We start from the raw sequence: 19,638 nt of genomic DNA, 5'->3' as shown, positions 1-19,638 counted from the left end.
CAGGATAGGCGCTGGCGGCGCGGTTGTCGCCGCCAGCAACTGCGGATCATTCCGGATCGTAATCCAGATTGGAGGCCAACCAGCGCTCCACCTGCGCCCGCTCCACGCCCTTGCGCTTGGCGTAGTCGGTGACCTGCTCGCGCGATACCCGGCCAACCACGAAGTACTGGCTTTGCGGATGGCTGAAGTAATAGCCGGATACCGCTGCGGTCGGCAGCATGGCGAAGCTCTCGGTCAGCGACATGCCGATGCCTTCGGCACCGAGCAGCTGGAAGATGGTCTGCTTCTCACTGTGCTCGGGGCAGGCCGGGTAGCCGGGGGCAGGGCGGATGCCGCTGTACTTCTCGGCGATCAAAGCCTCATTGTCGAGCTGCTCATCCTTGGCATAGCCCCAGAATTCGGTGCGTACACGTTGGTGCAGGCGCTCTGCCATGGCTTCCGCCAGACGGTCGGCGAGCGCCTTGAGCAGGATGGCGTTGTAGTCGTCGTGGTGGGCTTCAAAGCGGGCAACGTGTTCGTCAATGCCGATGCCGGCGGTGACCGCGAACGCGCCGATCCAATCCTGCTTGCCGCTGTCTGCAGGCGCGATGAAATCGGCCAGGCAGAAATCAGGGCGCTCGGCAGGCTTGTCGACCTGTTGGCGGAGGAAGTGGAGGGTGCGTTGCTCAAGCCCCTCTCCCTCCGGGAGAGGGGTTGGGGTGAGGGTAAGAGGTACAAGCGATGGAGCTGAAAGCCCCCCCCCATCCGCCCTTTGGGCACCTTCCCCCGCAAGCGGGAGAAGGGAGATACGCACATCGTCGCCATCACTGTTCGCCGGCCAGATCCCAAACACAGCCCGCGCAGTCAACCACTTCTCATCAACAATTCGCTTCAACATCGCCTGCGCATCCGCAAACAGATCACTAGCCTGCGGGCCCACGATCTCATCGGTCAGGATTGCCGGGTACTTTCCAGCCAGTTCCCAGGCCTGGAAGAATGGCGTCCAGTCGATGACCGGCAGCAGATCTTCCAGCGGATAGTTGTCGAATACATGCACGCCCGGCTGGTTTGGCGTCGGTGGTGTGTACTGGCTCCAGTCGCAGGTGAATCGCTGGCCGCGTGCATGCTCCAGCGAGACCAGACGCTTGGCGTCGCCACGGTTGCGATGACGCTGGCGGATGTCGGCATAGTCGGCATCGTTGGCGGCGACGAAGCTGGCGCGCAGTTCGCGCGAGATCAGCGACTGGGCCACGCCGACGGCGCGCGAGGCATCCTTCACCCATACGGTCGGCGCGCTGTAGAACGGGTCGATCTTCAATGCAGTGTGTGCGCGTGAGGTGGTGGCGCCGCCGATCATCAACGGCATCTCGAAGCCCTGGCGCTGCATTTCCTTGGCAACGTGGCTCATTTCCTCCAGGGAAGGCGTGATCAGGCCGGACAGGCCGATGATGTCGGCATTTTCGGCGCGCGCGGCGTCCAGGATCTTCTGCGCCGGCACCATCACGCCAAGGTCCACCACCTCGAAGTTGTTGCAGGCAAGCACCACCCCGACGATGTTCTTGCCGATGTCGTGTACGTCACCCTTGACCGTGGCCATGATGATCTTGCCGTTGGACTTGCCGACCTCGCCGGTGCGTGCCTTTTCTTCTTCGATGAAGGGCAGCAGGTAGGCAACCGCCTTCTTCATCACACGCGCGGACTTGACCACCTGCGGCAGGAACATCTTGCCAGCGCCGAACAGATCGCCGACCACATTCATGCCGTCCATCAGGGCGCCTTCGATCACGTCCAGCGGGCGCGCTGCCTGCAGGCGTGCTTCCTCGGTGTCTTCCTCAACCCAGGCATCCAGGCCTTGCACCAGCGCATGGGCAAGACGATCGCGTACCGGACGCTCGCGCCAGGCGAGGTCCTCGACCTTCTTCTCGCCTTTCTTGCCCTTGTAGCGCTCGGCGATTTCCAGCAGCCGCTCGGTGCCGTCGCGGCGACGGTTGAGGATGACGTCCTCGACGCGCTCGCGCAGTTCCGGGTCGAGCTGGTCGTAGATCGGCATCGCACCAGCGTTGACGATGCCCATGTCCATGCCGGCCTTGATGGCGTGGTACAGGAACACCGAGTGGATCGCCTGCCGCACTGTTTCATTGCCGCGGAACGAGAACGACACATTCGACACGCCGCCGGACACATGGCAATGCGGCAGCGTGCGCTTGATGATGCGGGTGGCCTCGATGAAGTCCACGGCGTAGTTGTCGTGTTCCTCGATGCCGGTGGCGACGGCAAAGATGTTCGGGTCGAAGATGATGTCTTCCGGCGGGAAACCCACCTGCTCGGTCAGGATGCGGTAAGCGCGGGTGCAGATCTCCACCTTGCGTTCACAGGTATCGGCCTGGCCCACTTCGTCGAAGGCCATCACCACCGCAGCGGCGCCGTAACGGCGCACCAGGCGTGCATGTTCGATGAACAGTTCCTCGCCTTCCTTCAGCGAGATCGAGTTGACCACGCTCTTGCCCTGCAGGCATTTCAGGCCGGCCTCGATCACGCTCCACTTGGAGGAGTCGACCATCACCGGAATACGGGCGATGTCCGGCTCGGACATGATCAGGTTGAGGAAGCGCCCCATCGCCTTTTCGGAATCGATCAGGCCTTCGTCCATGTTGACGTCGAGGATCTGCGCGCCGCTGGCGACCTGCTGACGGGCAACGTCAACGGCTTCCTCGTAACGTTCTTCCTTGACCAGCTTGCGGAACTGCGCGCTGCCGGTGACGTTGGTGCGCTCGCCGACGTTGATGAACAACAGGTCAGGCGTGATGACCAGCGGCTCAAGGCCGGACAGGCGGGTGTAGTGGCTTGCGGTGTCGTTGCTCATTACCAGACCTTGAAAACCTGTCCATTGGCGATGCCGTCGACGCTGCGCTGGTAGGCGAGCGCGGCGCGGGCGGCGGTGACCGGTTCAAAGCCGGGGAAGAAGTCGCCGTAGGCGTCCAGCGCTTCGCTGAGCACGCTGGGGCTTACTGCATTGATGCGCAGGCTGCGCGGAAGTTCGAGCGCGGCGGCGCGGACGAAACCCTCGATCGCTGCGTTGACGCTGGTGGCGCTGGCGCCTTGGGCGATCGGCTGTTCGGTCAGGATGCCGGTGGTCAAGGTGATGCTGCCGCCATCACGAAGATGGTGCTGGCCAAGCAAGGCCAGCCGCACCTGGCCGAGCAGTTTGTCGTTCAGCCCCTGCGAAAACTGTGCGGGGCTCATCTCCGTCAGCGGGCCGAAGTGGACGCTGCCGGTGGTGGCGACAATGGCGTCGAGCGGACCGACTGCCTGCAGCAGCGCGGCCACGCTGTCGTCGCTGCCCAGATCGACGCTGTGCTGTGGGTCAGAGCGCGATGCGGTGATGACCTGATGCCGTTGCCGCAGGTGCTGCGCAACTGCCGAACCCAGGGTGCCACTGGCACCGACCACAAGAATCTTCTTCATCATGTGCTCCTCAAGCAGCCTTGTCTGCCGCCAACGGCAGCCTGCGCGGCGGCAGGCCGGCGACGGCTTCGGCGATTGCACGGATGTGATCAGGCGAGGTGCCGCAACAGCCGCCGACCAGATTGAGCAGGCCGGATTGGGCGAACTCTTTCAGGGTGGTGGCCATTTCCTCGGGGGTTTCGTCGTACTCACCAAAGGCGTTGGGCAGGCCAGCATTCGGATGCGCACTGACATAGCCACTGGAGACCTGTGACAGCGTTTCCACGTGCGGGCGCATGTCGGTGGCACCCAAGGCGCAGTTGAAGCCGACTGACAGGGGGTGGCTATGCGAGACCGAGGCATAGAAGGCTTCAGCAGTCTGCCCGGACAAGGTGCGGCCGGATGCATCGGTGATGGTGCCGGAGATCATGATCGGCAGGCGGCCACCACGCGCATCGAACACTTCTTCGATAGCGAACAAGGCGGCTTTTGCGTTGAGCGTGTCGAAGATGGTTTCCACCATCAAGGTGTCGGCACCACCGTCGATCAGGCCGTCGATGGCCTCGCGGTAGGTGGCGCGCAGTTCGTCGAAGCTGGTGTTGCGGAAGCCAGGGTCGTTGACGTCCGGGCTGATCGAGGCGGTACGGCTGGTTGGGCCCAACACACCGATGACGAAGCGTGGCTTGTCCGGTGTAGTGGCTTCGATGGAGTCGCAGCACTGGCGGGCGATCTGGGCGCCGGCCTTGTTCAACTCGTAGACCAGATGCTCGAGGTGGTAATCGGCCTGGCTGACCGAAGTGGCGTTGAAGGTGTTGGTTTCCAGCAGGTCCGCGCCCGCTTCCAGGTAGGCGGTGTGAATGCCTGCGATCACCTCAGGCTTGGTCAGCAGCAGCAGGTCGTTGTTGCCCTTGAGGTCGTGTTCGCAGCCAGCGCCGTGCACGTGCTGGCTGTCAAAGCCGCCACTGAAGCGCGTCCCCCGGTAATCGCCTTCCTCAAGCCGATGGCGCTGGATCATCGTGCCCATCGCGCCATCGATGATCAGGATGCGCGTGGCCAGGCCGTCGAGCAGCTTGCTGACGCGTTCGGGGTGGAGCCAGGGGAGGGCTTGCATAGGGCGGGCCGGATTCCAGAGGTGTCAGGGTTGATGCGCGATCAGGGAAATCACTTCGAAATGCGGCGGACGCTTTTCGCGGGTGACGGTTTCCAGACTGGAAACTTCAAGGCCGGCCTTCTCCACGAACTTGCGTAGCTCCTTGCCGCTGAAGCCGAGATTGACGTGGCCATACGCTTCCACCGCGACCTTGTGCTCATGGCGGGCGAGGCTGCACAGCATCAGCCGGCCTTGTGGGCGCAGTACCCGAGCACATTCGGCCACGGCCTTGGCCGGGTGGCTGGAATAGGTGAGGGCATGCATCAGCACGACCAGATCAAAGCTGCCATCGGCGAACGGCAGCTTGTGCATGTCGCCTTCCAGTACTTCGACATTGGGCAGCTTGCGCAGGCGCTCGCTGGCGGCAGCGACGACGCGGGCACTGGTATCGATGCAGACATAGCGCTGTGCATGCGGTGCCAGCAGCTCGGCGAGGACGCCGTCACCGGAGGCGATATCCAGCACGTCGCCGGTTTCCAGCAAGGGCAGGGCGCTGCGCGCCATCGCTTCCCAGGTGCGACCCGGTGAGTAATGGCGCTCCATGTCACCGGCGACGCTGTCGGCCCAGTTCTGGTCGGCGGCGCGCATGGCCAGCACGGCCGGCACGCGCTCAGCATCCTGGCGCAGCAGCGGATCGTCGCTGCCAGTGCTCAGCGCGTGCCACAATGCGCGCTGGGCAGGATCCAGCGCGGCTTCATCAAAGCGGTAGTACGCCGAGACACCTGCGCGACGGTCGCGCACCAGGCCGGCTTCCTTGAGCCGGGCCAGATGGGTGGACACGCGCGGCTGCGCCAGCGTGGTGATGGCCGACAGCTCGGCCACGGTCAATTCTTCCTGTTCCAGCAAGGTCAGCAGACGCACGCGCGTCGCATCGGCGAACACTTTCAGACGGGTTGACCAGTCTTCCAGATCCATAAATATCTACCTATCGCGATATAGAGATATTTTGGCGATGTTGCCAGTTTCGGTCAAGGCGATGCATAGGCTGAATGGGGTTGCGATGGTTACAATCGCAACTTGATGAACCCTGGGAGGGGTGTAGTGGACTTCAGTTTTTCCGACGAGCAGCTGATGCTGCAGGACGTCGCGCGCCGTATCGCCAAAGAAAAGATCGCCCCCAGCGCCGAGCACTTCGACGCTACTGGCGAGTACCCGTTGGACAACATCCGCCTGCTGGGTGAGAACGGCTTGATGGGCATCGAGGTGCCGGTCGAGTACGGCGGCTCGGGCATGGATCCGATTTCCAGCGTGCTGGCCATCATCGAGGTGTCGGCAGCCGACGCCGCCCACGCGACCATCATGTCGGTCAACAACTCGCTGTTCTGCAACGCGCTGCTGGGCTACGGCACCGAGGCGCAGAAGCAGACCTATGTGCGGGCGATTGCCGAAGGCCGCGAGATCGGCGCCTTCGCGCTGACGGAATCGCAGTCCGGCTCCGATGCGACCGCCATGCGCTGCCGCGCGGTCAAGCAGGCCGATGGTTCGTTCGTGATCAATGGCCAGAAGAGCTGGATCACCTCCGGCCCGGTGGCCCGTTACATCGTGCTGTTTGCGATGACCGACCCGGAACAGCGCTCGCGCGGTATCACGGCTTTCATGATCGACACCAGCAAGCCTGGCTTCGGCCGTGGCAAGACCGAGCCCAAGCTCGGCGTGCGTGCATCGGCGACCTGCGAGATCGAGTTCCAGGACTACGTTGCCACCGCGGAAGATGTGATCGGCAAGGAAGGTGAGGGTTTCAAGATCGCGATGAGCTTGTTGGATTCGGGCCGCATCGGCATTGCTTCGCAGGCGGTGGGCATCGCCCGTGCCGCCTATGAAGCTTCATTGGCGTACGTGAAGGATCGCAAGTCGTTCGGCGCGCCGATCGGCAGCTTCCAGATGATCCAAGCCAAGATCGCCGACATGAAGTGCAAGCTCGACGCGGCGATGCTGCTGACCTTGCGTGCCGCCTGGACCAAGTCGCAGGACAAGCGCTTTTCTACTGAAGCAGCGGTGGCCAAGCTGACTGCATCGGAAGCGGCGATGTGGATCGCCCACCAGGCGGTGCAGATCCATGGCGGCATGGGTTACTCCAAGGAGATGCCGCTGGAACGTTACTTCCGTGACGCCAAGATTACCGAGATCTACGAAGGCACCTCGGAGATCCAGCGTCTGGTCATCGCCCGCAACGAAACCGGCGTGCGCTAAACACACCGGCGTGCACTGCCCCTGTAGTGCCGAGCCATGCTCGGCATTGGCTTTACCGGTAATGCCTCTGCCGAGCATGGCTCGGCACTACAAAAGCTTAAAAAAAGCCCCGGCATTGCCGGGGCTTTTCGTATCAGCGGTCCTTCTGGATCGCGTGCACCTTGTGCTGTGCGATGTACTCCTTGGATTGCTCGTCCAGCTTGTCGCCGAGCATGCGCCGCACGCTCACGAAGAACAGCGGGATCAGCAACACGCCGATCACGGTGGCGAACAACATGCCGCCGATCACGCCGGTACCCAGCGAGTGACGGGCGTTGGCGCCGGCACCGGTGGAGATCGCCATCGGCAGCACGCCGAGGATGAAGGCGAACGAGGTCATCAGGATCGGGCGGAAACGCAGGTGCGCCGCTTCGATGGTGGCCTCACGCAGGGTCTTGCCGGCGGCACGCTGCTCCACCGCGAACTCGACGATAAGAATCGCGTTCTTTGCCGCCAGGCCAATCACCGTCACCATGCCGATCTTGAAGTACAGATCGTTCGGCAGGCCGCGCATCAGCGAGAACACCACTGCGCCCAGGATGCCGATTGGCACAACCAACAACACCGAGACCGGGATCGACCAGCTCTCGTACAACGCAGCAAGGCACAGGAACACCACCACGATCGACAACACCATCAGCAGGGTTGCGGCGTTACCGGCCAGGATTTCCTGGTAGGACATGCCCGACCAGTCATAGCCGAAGCCAACCGGCAGGTCGTCATGCACCAGCCGTTCCATCGTGCTCATCGCCTGGCCGGAACTGCCGCCCGGAGCCGGTGCACCAACGATGTTCACCGCCGAATAGCCGTTGTAGCGGTTCAGCGCCGGCGGGGCGTAGATCCACTGCGACTTCACTACCGCGCTGAGCGGAATCATCGCCGGCTGGCCGGTGGCGTCCTTGCTCAGCGAACTCGGTACGAAGTAGCTGTTCAACGATTCCGGACCGGTGCGGTAGGCCGCGTCGGCCTGCATGTTGACGCGCTTGATGCGGCCGCCATAGAAGAAGTCGTTGACGTAGACCGGGGCCAGCATCATCTGGATCGCGGTATACACGTCATTGACCGACACGCCCATGGCCTGGGCCTGCACGCGGTCAACCTTCAACTGCAGCTGCGGTGCGTTTTCCAGGGTGTTGGGGCGTACGCCGACCAGCGATTTGTCCTGGCTGGCGGCGCCCAACAAGGTGTTACGCGCATCCATCAAGGCGTCCTGGCCTGCGCCGGTACGGTCCTGCAGCCACATGTCGAAGCCGCCGAACTGACCCAGGCCCTGCACGGTCGGCAGGTTGACGAAGAAGATCTGCGCATCCTTGATGCCGTAGGCCTTCTGGTTCATTTTCTGGATGAACTCAGGCGCAGTTTCCTTGCGATCACTCCAGTCCTTGAGGCGGACAAAGGCCATGCCCACGTTCTCACCGGCACCGATGAAGCTGAAGCCGGTGATCTGCATCAGGCCTTCAAAGGCCTCTTCTTCCTGCAGGGTGCCCAGCAACTGGTCGAACACGGCGCTGGTACGGGTTTTGGTGGCACCGGGCGGCAACTGCACGATGGCCAGCGCATAGCCCTGGTCTTCTTCCGGCAGGAAACTGCCCGGCAGGCGGGTGAACAGGAAACCACACAGCACCAGCAGCAGCGCGAACACCATCAACCAGCGCGGGGCGTGCTTGATGACGCCACCGACGGTGCCGACATAGCTCTTTTCCAGCTTGCCGTAGTACTTGTTGAAGGTGCGGTAGACCCAGTTCGGGTTCTCGTTGTGGGTAGGCTTGAGGAAGGCCGCACACAAGGCCGGGGTGAAGGTCAGTGCGAGCAGGGCGGAGAATGCCATCGCCATGGCGATGGTCAGCGCGAACTGCTTGTAGATCTCACCGGATGCGCCCGGCTGCAGGGCGGACGGAATGAACACCGCAGCCAGCACCACGGTGATGGCAACCACGGCGCCGGTGATCTGGCTCATGGCTTTCTGCGTTGCCGGCTTCGGGTCGAGCTTCTCCTCGCTCATGATGCGTTCGACGTTTTCGATGACGACGATGGCGTCATCGACCACGATGCCGATTGCCAGCACCATCGCGAACAGGGTCAGCTGGTTGATGGTGAAGCCGATCGCCAGCATGCCCATGAAGGTGCCGAGCAGGGCAACCGGGATGACCAGGGTGGGGATGATCGTCGCGCGGAAGTTCTGCAGGAAGATCAGCATCACCAGGAACACCAGGATGATGGCTTCCACCAGCGTGTGGATCACTTCCTCGATGGAGATGGTGACGAAGGTGGTGCTGTCGTACGGGGTGAACCAGCTCACACCCTGCGGGAAGCTGGGTGCAAGCTCGTCCATCTTGGCACGCACGGCCTCGGAGACGTCCAGTGCATTGGCACCCGGCAGCAGCTGGATGGCGAACACCGCCACCGGCTTGCCGTTGTACTTGGTGTCAAAGCCGTAGTTGGATGCGCCGAAGGAGACCTTGGCGACGTCCTTGAGCTTGACCACGCTGCCGTCGTTGTTGGCCCGCAGGATGGTGTTCTCGAACTCCTCCGGCGAGCTGTAACGGCCTTCGGCGGCCACGGTTGCGGTGAACGCCTGACCGTTGGGGGCCGGGTCACCGCCCACCGAGCCTGCGGCGAACTGCAGGTTCTGGGTGCCTATGGCGTTGTATACGTCGGTTGCCGACAGGTGGTAACCCTGCAGCTTTTCCGGGTTCAACCACACGCGCATGGCGTATTCGGAACCGAACTGCTGGGTGCTGCCGACGCCGGGAACGCGCGAAATCTGTTCCAGCACACGCGCACCGACGATGTCGTTCAGCGCGTCACGGTCGACGCTGCCGTCGTCCGAGCGCACGCCAACGGCCATCAGGAAGCCGGCGTTGGCCTTGGCCACCACCACGCCCTGCTTGGTCACTTCCGAGGGCAGACGCGGGGTTGCCAGCGACACCTTGTTCTGTACCTGCACCTGGGCGATATCGGCATCGGTGCCGCTGTCGAAGGTGAGGGTGATGGTGACGCGACCGGTGGAGGACGACGACGAGCTGAAGTACATCAGGTTGTCGATGCCGGTCAGCTGCTGCTCGATCACCTGGGTGACCGATTTTTCCGCGGTGGACGCACTGGCGCCCGGGTAGTTGGCGGTGACGGTCACCTGCGGTGGCGCCACGCTGGGATAGGACTCGATGCCCAGGTTGAGGATCGAGATCACGCCGCCAAGCGAGATCAGGATCGCCACCACCCAGGCGAAGACGGGATGCTCGATGAAAAATTTAGGCATGACGGAGTCCCGTTATTCCTTCTTTGCCGGGGCCGCGGCCGGTGCGCCAGCGGCGGGCTTGGCGGCATCGGGCTGCCACGGCTTGGCCGTGGCCGGTGCGCCTTCCTTGACCTTCTGGACACCGGAAACAATGATCTTGTCGCCAACAGCCAGACCGGAGGAAACCAGCCAGTTGCCGCCCTGCTGGTTGTCCAGGCTTACGTTCTTGCGCACGACCTTGCCGTCCTTGCCCACGATCAGCACATAGCCGCCCTGGGTATCACGCTGCACGGCCTGCTGCGGCACCAGGAAAGCGTTGTGGCGCTCGCCCAGGTTGGCCTTGAAGCTGACGAACGAACCCGGCAGCAGGATGTGGTTCGGGTTGGGCAGCTGTGCCCGCAAGGACACGGTGCCGGTAGCCGGATCAACCGTGGTCGAGGAGAAGTCCAGCGTCCCTTCGTGGCCATAGGCACTGCCGTCGGGCAGGTTGACCTGCACGGTGGTCTTGCCGTCGCCGGCCAGTGCCACCGCGCCCTTGTCCTGGGCTGCGCGCAGCAGGCTCAGCTCGTCGGCAGTCATCGAGAAGTTCACGTACAGCGGATCGATCTGGTCGACGGTAGTCAGCAGGGTGACATCGCCCTGGCCGACCAGCGCCCCTTCGGTGACCTGCTGCTTGCCAGCCTGGCCGGCGATCGGCGCGCTGACGCGTGCATAGCCAAGGTTGATGCGGGCGGTGGTGACCGCCGCTTCGGCCTGCTGCACGGCAGCTGCCGAGGAGCGCTCGGCGGCTTCGGCGCTGTCCAGGTCCGACTTGGACACATAACTCTGCGGTGCCAGCGAGCGGGCGCGGTTGGCGGTGGCGCGGGCGTTGACGTAGGTGGCGCGGGCCGAAGCCAGTGCAGCTTCGGCCGACGCCAGCGAGGCCTGCAGCGGTGCTGGATCGATCAGGAACAGCACCTGGCCTTCCTTGACCGTGCTGCCTTCCTCATAGACGCGCTTCTGCAGTACGCCGGCCACGCGGGCACGCACGTCGGCGGAGCGGAACGGCGACAGGCGACCAACCAGCTCGCGCTGCAAAGGCAGGGTCTGTGGTGTGGCGTCTACCACGCCAACCTCCGGCGGAGGAGGGGCTGCTTGCTCCTGCGGTTTCTTGCAGGCGGCAAGGCTCAGTGTCGCTGCACAGGTGAGAGCGAGAAGACGGAGTGGGGCGGTCATCGGGAGGAACTCCGGGTGTTGTTTTTATTTGGAGCTGCGGCGGTTTCGTACTCGCAGGCAAAGGCGCGTAGAAAGCCGTCGGTGGCAAATTCGGCCCAGCGGCGACGCTGTTGTGGATCATCGCGGTAGGGGGCGTGAAAGCGCTGTCTTTCAAAATCCTGGCCGGCAATCATGCTGATCAGCAGCTCGGCCAGGAACTGCGGGTCGTCATGCTTGAGGCGCCCGCGCTGCATCTCGGTGTGCATCCATTCAGCCACATGTTCTCGCAGCGCTTCGCTGCTTCCCTGATACATGAACTGTGCTTCGTCGCGGAACTCGTGGACGCTGGCACCAATCAACTGTGCGGTACGGCGGGCGCCGGGTTTGTTGCGATGCTCAAGGTAGCCGACCGCAAAATCGAGCACGGTTTCGTGCAGCGCTTTGTCTTCACGTACAGATAACGCGGCGGTCGCGGTGGAGACATGCAACTGCATGGCCTGCCGCAACAACTCGCGTTTGCAGCCATAGCGGCTGTAGAGCGTCTGTTTGGAACAGCCAGCCGCCGATGCGACCGCGTCCATACTCAAGCGTATGCCTTGCTCGGCCAGCAATTCGCGCACGGCTTCGAACACGCGCTCGTCACGCGCGTCGATTGGCGCGGGGTTGGCAAAGGGGGTCTGCATAAGCGGTGGACTATACCGTCCAGTTCAGAAACACCGCAACGTAATTCGTCTTTCACTCTGTCACGTGAGCAAACGAGATTCAGGTGGCGGACATCGTTCGATGATCTTGCGGCAGCAAAAAACATGGTGGTTGCATTGGTTTCGCGTTGAATCGCGATGCAGATAATGCGGCCCTGCAGCAAGGTTCTTTTTGTTACCAGCGATACAATCGCGGTTTCTCCAAACGAGCAACACCCAAAGCTCTGCCATGAAATCGCAAAACAGTGCTGCCAAGTCCGTAAAGACGAAATCCAAACCGGCTGTGAAGCAGAACATCGCGGAAGCCGGCCTCTCGCTAGAACCGGTATTTGCAGCCTTGCGGAAGCGTTATCCCGCTGCAGCCGCGCAGGCGCAGGCAGTCGCATTTGCTACGGCGTTCTACAAGCGCATGGAGGCCGATGAGTTCACGCTGCACTCGGCCGATGACTGGGCGGTGTTGGCCGCGGGCATGCTGGAGTTCGCCCGCACCCGCAAGCCGGGCAAGGCCAATGTGCGGGTGTTCAACCCGACCTTGAAGGCCGACGGTTGGGAATCGGCCCATACCGTGCTGCAGATCGTCAACGACGACATGCCGTTCCTGGTCGACACGGTGACGCTGGCACTGGCCGAGCAGGGCATCGGCGTGCACGTGCTGGGTCATCCGGTGATCAGCATCGCGCGCGACAAGGCTGGCAAGCTCAGCGGCGTCGGCAACGGCGCGCTGGAATCGGTGATGCTGCTGGAGATCGACCGCCAGCCGGCCGATGCTCTGGATGCCGTTGCCAAGCGCGTTGCCAACGCCGTTGAAGACGTGCGCGCCATCGTCAATGACTGGCAGCCGATGACCGACAAGGCCGTGGCACTGGCCGACGACCTCGGCAAGCGTCCGTTGCCGGTCAGCAAGGCTTCGCGCGCCGAAGCACAGGAATTCCTGCGCTGGGCGGCTGACAACCATTTCACCTTCTTCGGCTACCGCGAATACAAGGTAGAGAAGAAGGGCAAGGAAGAAGTGCTGGTCGCCCAGAACGGCACCGGCCTGGGCCTGATGCGTGGCAAGGACACGATGGTCGCGCGCCCGGTCAAGGGCCTGGCGGCGGAAGGCTTGAATGCCACCAGCAGCCTGCACGACGCACTCATCCTGACCAAGACCAATGCCCGCTCGCATATCCATCGCGGCGGCTACATGGACTACATCGGCGTGCTGGAATTCGACGCCAAGGGCAAGATCATCGGCGAGCAGCGCTTCCTTGGCCTGTTCACCTCCAGCGCCTACAACCGCCGCCCGTGGGAGATCCCGCTGGTGCGCCAGCGCTACGAGAACGTGATGGCGCGTTCGGGCCTGAGCCTGTCCAGCCACAGCGGCAAGGCACTGCGCCACATCCTGGAGTCGCTGCCGCGCGAAGAACTGTTCCAGTCCAGCGAGGACGAGCTGTTCCGCACCGCCATGGGCGTGCTCGGCCTGCAGGAGCGCGTGCGTAGCCGCCTGTTCCTGCGCCGCGACAAGTTCAGCCGCTTCATCTCGGCGCTTGTGTTCCTGCCGCGCGAACGCTTCAACACCGACGTGCGCCTGCGCGTTGAAAGCATGTTGAAGGATGCGCTGCACGGCGAATACGTCGATTCCAGCGTGGTATTGGGTGATTCGCCGCTGGCCCAGGTGCACCTGATCGTGCGTCCCAAGGCTGGTGAGAGCCTGGAGCTGGACGTGGAGGGCATGGAGAAGCGCCTGGCCCACGTGCTGCGCAACTGGCAGGACGACCTGCGCGAAGCGCTGGTCAACAGCCATGGTGAAGGCGAAGGCCTGCGCATTGCCTCGCGTATCGGCAAGGCCCTGCCTGCCGGTTACATCGAAGATTCCAGTGCCGAAATCGCTGCGGCCGACGTTGCCCAGCTGGATGCCTTGACCGGTCCGGACGATCTGCGCTTGAGCCTGCAGGCGATCCGTCGTGACGAGGTCGATGGCCTGCGCCTGAAGCTGTACCGCCAGCTGGAAGACATTCCGCTGTCCGACGTGCTGCCGATGATGGAAAACATGGGCCTGCGCGTGATCGCCGAGCGCCCGTACAAGCTGATGGTCGACGAAGCGCCGGTCTACGTGCAGGACTTCGAAGTCGAATCCACCATTGGTGCGATCGACCCGGCCAGCGCCAATGCCGCTTTCAGCGACGCCTTCGCCCGCGTCTGGCACGGCGATGCCGAGAACGACGGCTTCAATCGTCTGGTGTTGGGCGCCGGTCTGGATTGGCGCCAGGTATCGATGCTGCGTGGCTACTGCAAGTACCTGCTGCAGATCGGCGTGCCGTTCTCGCAGACCTATGTGGAAGGCACCTTCAACCGCTACCCGCTGCTGGCGCGCCTGATCGTGGAACTGTTCGAAGCCCGCTTCGAGCCGACCCCGTCGGCCGACAAGGCGGTGCTGGACGCGCAGCTGGCCCAGTTCAAGCAGCTGGCCGGTGACGACGCTGCCACCATCAAGCTGCTCGATGGCGTGGTCAAGGCGCGCAAGAGCGACCGTGCCGCGCGCATGGCGCTGGTCCACGAAGTGCTGATCAAGCTGCTCGACGGCGTCTCCAGCCTGGACGAAGACCGCATTCTGCGCAGCTTCATCGGCGTGATCGAAGCCACCCTGCGTACCAGCTATTACATGGTCCGCAAGGACGGCGTGCGCGCCGATGGCGGCCCGGCTGACTACATCAGCTTCAAGTTCGACGCCGCCAAGGTGCCGGACCTGCCCAAGCCGCGCCCGTACCGCGAGATCTTCGTGTGCGGCCCGCGTGTGGAAGGTACCCACCTGCGCTTCGGCCCGGTTGCCCGTGGCGGCCTGCGCTGGTCGGACCGTCGCGAAGACTTCCGCACCGAGGTGCTGGGCCTGGTCAAGGCACAGATGGTCAAGAACACCGTGATCGTGCCGGTCGGCTCCAAGGGCGGCTTCTTCGCCAAGCAGCTGCCGGATCCGTCGGTGGACCGCGATGCGTGGTTCGCCGAGGGCGTGGCCTGCTACAAGCGCTTCATCAACGGCCTGCTCGACATCACCGACAACATCGTCAACAACAAGATCGTGCCGCCGCAGGGCGTGGTGCGTCATGACATGGACGATCCGTACCTGGTCGTCGCTGCCGACAAGGGCACCGCGACGTTCTCCGACACCGCCAACGGCATCGCCCGTGCGCACGGTTTCTGGCTGGACGACGCGTTCGCCTCTGGTGGTTCGGTCGGCTACGACCACAAGGGCATGGGCATCACCGCGCGTGGTGCGTGGGAGTCGGTCAAGCGCCACTTCCGTGCGCTGGGCCGTGACTGCCAGAAGCAGGACTTCACCGTGGTCGGCGTCGGCGACATGTCTGGCGACGTGTTCGGCAACGGCATGCTGCTGTCCGAGCACATCCGCCTGGTCTGCGCCTTCGATCACCGCCACATCTTCCTCGACCCGAACCCGGTGGCTGCCAGCTCGTTCAAGGAACGCGCGCGCATGTTCAAGGTGCCGCGTTCGAGCTGGGCTGATTACGACAGCAAGCTGATCAGCAAGGGCGGCGGTATCTACCCGCGTTCGCTCAAGTCGATCGAGATCACCCCGGAAGTGCGTGAAGCACTGGGCATCGACGCCAGTGTCAAGGCGATGAACCCGACCGACCTGATCAATGCCGCGCTGAAGGCACCGGTTGACCTGCTGTGGAATGGCGGCATCGGTACCTACGTCAAGTCGGCCAGCGAAACCAATGCCGATGTCGGCGACCGTGCCAACAACGGCCTGCGCGTCAACGGTGGCGAGCTGCGCTGCAAAATCGTGGGCGAGGGCGGCAACCTGGGCATGACCCAGCTCGGCCGCATCGAGGCCGCGCAGGTCGGCGTGCTGCTCAACACCGACTTCATCGACAACTCGGCCGGTGTGGATACCTCCGACCACGAAGTCAACATCAAGATCCTGCTCAATGATGTGGTGCGTGCCAAGAAGCTCACCGTGGACCAGCGCAACAAGCTGCTGGCCTCGATGACCGACGAGGTTGGCGAGCTGGTGCTGATGGACAACTACCGCCAGAACCAGGCACTGAGCCTGATGGAGCGGATGAGCAGCAAGCGTCTGGGCTCCAAGCAGCACTTCATCCGCACGCTTGAAAAGCAGGGCCTGCTGGATCGCCAGATCGAGTTCCTGCCGTCCGACGCCGAGCTGTCGGCACGCAAGTTGCGCGGCCAGGGCCTGACCCGTCCGGAGCTGTCGGTACTGCTGTCGTATTCCAAGATCGTCGCCTTCCAGCAGCTGCTGGAGTCGGACATCCCGGAAGATCCGTACCTGTCCAAGGAGCTGCTGCGTTACTTCCCGCAGCCGCTGCAGAAGAAGTACGCCGACGCGATGGAGCGTCACCGCCTGAAGCGCGAAATCATCGCCACGGCCGTGACCAACCAGACCATCAACCGCATGGGCGCCACCTTCCTGATGCGCATGCAGGAAGACACCGGCCGCACCGTGGCCGAGGTCGCCAAGGCTTACACCATCAGCCGTGAAACGCTGGACGCACGTGCACTGTGGACGCAGATCGATGCGCTCGACGGCACCTTGCCGGAAGCGGTGCAGGTGGACGCACTGGAAGTGATCTGGAAGCTGCAGCGCTCGTTCGTGCGTTGGCTGCTGACCCGTCCGGGTGCGATGCCGGGCATCACTGCCGCGGTGGATCGCTACCAGGGCCCGTTCAACGACATCCGCGTCGCCTCGGGCGTGCTGCCTGATTCGCAGCGTCCGGCCTATGAGGCCAGCGTTGTGGCGTGGAAGGAGAAGGGCTTGCCGGCGGCACTGGCACAGCAGCTGTCCGAACTGCAGTTCCTGGAACCGGCATTCGACATCATTGAGCTGGCGCGTCCGCGCAAGCTCAAGCCGGTGGACGTGTCCAAGGTCCACTTCCGCCTGGGCGAAGCCCTGCAGATGCCGTGGCTGTTCGAGCAGATCGACGCGCTGGAGGTCAACGGCCGTTGGCATGCAGTTGCCCGTGGCGTGCTGCGCGACGAGCTGGCCGCACATCAGCGTGCATTGGCTGGCCAGGTGCTGTCGATGAAGGGTGCGACCGCGGAGGCCAAGGTGGCTGCGTGGTTGGGCCGTGATGACAGTGGCCTGCGCTTCACCCTGGCAATGCTGGCCGAGCTGGCCGAGCAGAAGACGCTGGACTACCCGACGGTGTCGGTGGCGGTGCAGCGTTTGGGCCAGTTGGCTGCGCACGGCGCTTAAGGCGTTAGGTTTTGTTTTGGAGAACGGGCCCTTTGGGCCCGTTTTCTTTTGGGGAAATCAAGAGCTTGCCCTCACCCCAACCCCTCTCCCGCTCGCGGGAGAGGGGCTAGTCCACCGCGAGCGCAGGCATTCTGCGCAATTGCAGCTGTAGCCCCTCTCCCGCCTGCGGGAGAGGGGTTGGGGTGAGGGCAAGCTGTTGCCGTTGGCCTTCAGTTTCCAAGCAAACGAAAGCACCAGCCAACGCATCAGCGGGTTATCCTCGCCCTCCAAGCCGAACCAAAAGACGCGCCCGTGTCCCCCCGAATCGCATTCCTCGCCAGCACCGTCGAGACTGCCCAGCAGGCCCGTGTCACCCTGGCTGCCCGCTACGGCGACCACAACCCGGAGGACGCGGACGTGATCTGCCCGCTGGGCGGCGATGGCTTCATGTTGCAGACCCTGCATCGCCATGGCAGCAAGGGCAAGCCGGTGTTCGGCATGAAACTGGGCACCGTCGGCTTCCTGATGAACCACCATCGCGAAGACGATCTGATCCAGCGTCTGGCCTTGGCTGAGCCAGCCCACCTGCGGCCGCTGGAAATGATCGCGCTAACCGAATCCGGCACCACCACCGGTTCGCTGGCCTATAACGACGTCTCGATGCTGCGCCAGACCCGCCAGGCCGCGCATATCGGCATCGATCTCAATGGCCAGCAGCGGGTGGAAGAGCTTATCTGCGACGGCGTGCTGGTCTCCACCCCCGCCGGCAGCACCGCGTATAACTACTCGGCGCACGGTCCGATCCTGCCGCTGGGTTCGAACACCATCGCCTTGACCCCGTTGGCGCCGTATCGCCCGCGGCGTTGGCGTGGCGCCATCCTCAAGGCCGAGACCGAAGTACGCTTCCGCGTGCTTGATCCTTACAAGCGCCCGGTCAGCGTCACCGCCGATTCGCACGAAACCCGCGACGTGGTGGAAGTGACCATCCGTGAGTCGCGCGAGCGCCAGGTGACCCTGCTGTTCGACCCCGAGCACAACCTCGAAGAACGCATCCTGAGCGAACAGTTCATGGTCTGAATGCCGGAATGGCAGCAGCGGGGCCGCTTCCGGGTAGACTGGGTCCCGTTCCTTGATCGTATTGGGTTCATCGTCCATGGGTGACAACACTCCCCGGCTTCTCACCGTCGCGGTTACCTCGCGTGCTTTGTTCGACCTTGAAGAGGGCCATGCCCTGTTCGAACGCGAAGGTCTTGAGGCCTATGCCGCCTACCAGCGGGCGCACGAAGACGATGTGCTCAAGCCGGGTGTGGCCTTCCCGGTGGTGCTCAAGCTGCTGGCATTGAATGACGGCGCACCGGTGGAAACGCCGCGGGTCGAGGTGATCCTGCTATCGCGCAATTCCGCCGATACCGGCCTGCGCATCTTCAATTCCATCCAGCACTACAAGCTGGATATCGTGCGGGCAACCTTCACTGCTGGCGAGCCGACCTGGCCTTACGTCAAGCCGTTTGGTACCGATCTGTTCCTCTCGGCCAACCCGGACTCGGTGCGTCGTGCGCTGGTCAACGGCATCGCTGCGGCGACGATCCTGCCGCAGAGCGCGCAGGAGGTAGCTGCTGCTTCGGCAGCGGCTACCGATACCGGCCGCTCCAAGACCCAGCTGCGCATCGCCTTCGATGGTGACGCGGTGATCTTTGGTGATGAAAGCGAGCGCATCTCGCGCGAGCAGGGCGTGGAGGCGTTCGGTCGTCATGAGCGCGAACGCGCGCATGAGCCGCTCAGCGGTGGTCCGTTCCGTAATTTCCTGTCGGCCCTGCATGCCTTGCAGGCCGCATTCCCGGCCGGTGAAGCAGCACCGATTCGCACCGCGCTTGTGACCGCACGTTCGGCACCTGCGCACGAACGCGTGATCCGCACCCTGCGCGAGTGGGGCGTGCGCCTGGATGAAGCGCTGTTCCTCGGCGGCCGCCACAAAGGCCCGTTCCTGGAAGCGTTCGGTGCCGACATCTTCTTTGACGATTCACAGCACAACATCGACAGTGCACGTCAGCACGTGGCCGCTGGTCATGTGCCGCATGGTGTAGCCAATCCGGATTGAACCGGTTGTTTGTAGGAGCGGCGTAAGCCGCGAAGCTGGTAACAAGGCCGAATGCTTGCTGCCTGCAATTGCAGCCAATGCCGCTTCAGCAACATTTGTGGCTTCGCGGCTTACGCCGCTCCTACAAAAGCGTCGCATGCTAGGATGAAGGCGCTTTCGCGGGTTCCAAGCTGAACCAGCGGCAATCCCGCCGCGTCCTGATCTGCACGAATGCAGCAGATCTCTCCCGCACTGCACCCACCCGGTGATCCAGGGGCGGGGCCTGTTCCCCGACCGGTAGCGTCATGTACCTGCCATTCCCTTTCGCGCTGCCTTGCGTGGCGGCCGGGTGTTTCGCGCGCCGCGCGGGACTGGACGCATTGTCTCTCCTGCACGGCGCATAACGCGCCCTTGCGCAGTGCCGTCGCGTTTACG

The 19,638-nt window shown here is 63.4% G+C and carries 10 protein-coding genes and 1 pseudogene; 4 read left to right on the top strand and 7 right to left on the bottom strand.

The window, feature by feature from the left end:
• Nucleotides 1–46 precede the first annotated feature (46 nt).
• The 4 genes from metH to Q5Z11_RS11915 are packed head-to-tail and all read right to left on the bottom strand — an operon-like array spanning nt 47 to nt 5,488.
• Nucleotides 47–2,842, bottom strand: a complete 2,796-nt coding sequence (gene metH, locus Q5Z11_RS11930) for a methionine synthase (RefSeq protein ID WP_303746624.1) — start codon at nt 2,840–2,842, stop codon at nt 47–49.
• Nucleotides 2,842–3,444: a short chain dehydrogenase gene (locus Q5Z11_RS11925; protein WP_303746623.1), complete on the bottom strand. Its 603-nt coding sequence runs from the start codon at nt 3,442–3,444 to the stop codon at nt 2,842–2,844. The genes metH and Q5Z11_RS11925 overlap by 1 nt, the downstream gene beginning before the upstream one ends.
• 10 nt (nt 3,445–3,454) lie before the next feature.
• Nucleotides 3,455–4,534 (bottom strand): homocysteine S-methyltransferase family protein, encoded by a 1,080-nt coding sequence (locus tag Q5Z11_RS11920; RefSeq protein WP_303746622.1) that lies wholly within the window; start codon nt 4,532–4,534, stop codon nt 3,455–3,457.
• 24 nt (nt 4,535–4,558) lie between these two features.
• Entirely contained in the window at nt 4,559–5,488 is a 930-nt protein-coding gene (locus Q5Z11_RS11915; RefSeq protein ID WP_303746621.1) for an ArsR/SmtB family transcription factor, read from the bottom strand.
• Between the two features lie 126 nt (nt 5,489–5,614).
• Here Q5Z11_RS11915 and Q5Z11_RS11910 point away from each other — a divergent pair, with 126 nt between their 5' ends.
• Nucleotides 5,615–6,763, top strand: coding sequence for an acyl-CoA dehydrogenase family protein (locus tag Q5Z11_RS11910; protein ID WP_303746620.1), 1,149 nt, complete (start codon nt 5,615–5,617; stop codon nt 6,761–6,763).
• A gap of 133 nt (nt 6,764–6,896) precedes the next feature.
• Here the strand turns inward: Q5Z11_RS11910 and Q5Z11_RS11905 are convergent, their stop codons facing one another.
• The 3 genes and pseudogenes from Q5Z11_RS11905 to Q5Z11_RS11895 form a co-directional block, all read right to left on the bottom strand.
• Complete coding sequence (locus tag Q5Z11_RS11905; RefSeq protein WP_303746619.1) at nt 6,897–10,061, bottom strand: efflux RND transporter permease subunit; 3,165 nt, start codon at nt 10,059–10,061, stop codon at nt 6,897–6,899.
• A 24-nt stretch (nt 10,062–10,085) separates the two neighbouring features.
• Nucleotides 10,086–11,255: pseudogene (locus Q5Z11_RS11900) on the bottom strand (efflux RND transporter periplasmic adaptor subunit); the annotation flags it as partial.
• Nucleotides 11,252–11,917, bottom strand: coding sequence for a TetR/AcrR family transcriptional regulator (locus tag Q5Z11_RS11895; protein WP_303746618.1), 666 nt, complete (start codon nt 11,915–11,917; stop codon nt 11,252–11,254). The pseudogene Q5Z11_RS11900 and the gene Q5Z11_RS11895, both read right to left, overlap by 4 nt.
• A 247-nt stretch (nt 11,918–12,164) precedes the next feature.
• Here Q5Z11_RS11895 and Q5Z11_RS11890 point away from each other — a divergent pair, with 247 nt between their 5' ends.
• From Q5Z11_RS11890 to Q5Z11_RS11880, 3 genes are all read left to right on the top strand, one after another.
• On the top strand, nt 12,165–17,147 hold the full coding sequence (locus Q5Z11_RS11890; RefSeq protein WP_303746617.1) for an NAD-glutamate dehydrogenase: 4,983 nt from the start codon (nt 12,165–12,167) through the stop codon (nt 17,145–17,147).
• 291 nt (nt 17,148–17,438) lie between these two features.
• Entirely contained in the window at nt 17,439–18,203 is a 765-nt protein-coding gene (locus Q5Z11_RS11885; RefSeq protein WP_303746616.1) for an NAD kinase, read from the top strand.
• Nucleotides 18,204–18,279: 76 nt separating this feature from the next.
• Nucleotides 18,280–19,224 carry a 5'-nucleotidase gene (locus tag Q5Z11_RS11880; RefSeq protein ID WP_303746615.1) on the top strand — a complete coding sequence of 315 codons (945 nt, stop codon included), beginning with the start codon at nt 18,280–18,282 and terminating at the stop codon, nt 19,222–19,224.
• Nucleotides 19,225–19,638 lie beyond the last annotated feature (414 nt).

The sequence above is a fragment of the Stenotrophomonas sp. 610A2 genome (assembly GCF_030549615.1).
GTDB classification, from domain to species: Bacteria; Pseudomonadota; Gammaproteobacteria; order Xanthomonadales; family Xanthomonadaceae; genus Stenotrophomonas; species Stenotrophomonas pigmentata.
The sequence above is the reverse complement of the archived record's forward strand: the minus strand, read 5'-3'. Positions and strand labels throughout refer to the sequence as shown.

What these genes read in the sequence shown, in the direction of transcription:
- metH (WP_303746624.1), bottom strand. Translation starts at nt 2,842, where the DNA reads ATGAGCAACGACACCGCAAGCCACTACACCCGCCTGTCCGGCCTTGAG.
- Q5Z11_RS11925 (WP_303746623.1), bottom strand. Translation starts at nt 3,444, where the DNA reads ATGAAGAAGATTCTTGTGGTCGGTGCCAGTGGCACCCTGGGTTCGGCA.
- Q5Z11_RS11920 (WP_303746622.1), bottom strand. Translation starts at nt 4,534, where the DNA reads ATGCAAGCCCTCCCCTGGCTCCACCCCGAACGCGTCAGCAAGCTGCTC.
- Q5Z11_RS11915 (WP_303746621.1), bottom strand. Translation starts at nt 5,488, where the DNA reads ATGGATCTGGAAGACTGGTCAACCCGTCTGAAAGTGTTCGCCGATGCG.
- Q5Z11_RS11905 (WP_303746619.1), bottom strand. Translation starts at nt 10,061, where the DNA reads ATGCCTAAATTTTTCATCGAGCATCCCGTCTTCGCCTGGGTGGTGGCG.
- Q5Z11_RS11895 (WP_303746618.1), bottom strand. Translation starts at nt 11,917, where the DNA reads ATGCAGACCCCCTTTGCCAACCCCGCGCCAATCGACGCGCGTGACGAG.
- Q5Z11_RS11890 (WP_303746617.1), top strand. Translation starts at nt 12,165, where the DNA reads ATGAAATCGCAAAACAGTGCTGCCAAGTCCGTAAAGACGAAATCCAAA.
- Q5Z11_RS11880 (WP_303746615.1), top strand. Translation starts at nt 18,280, where the DNA reads ATGGGTGACAACACTCCCCGGCTTCTCACCGTCGCGGTTACCTCGCGT.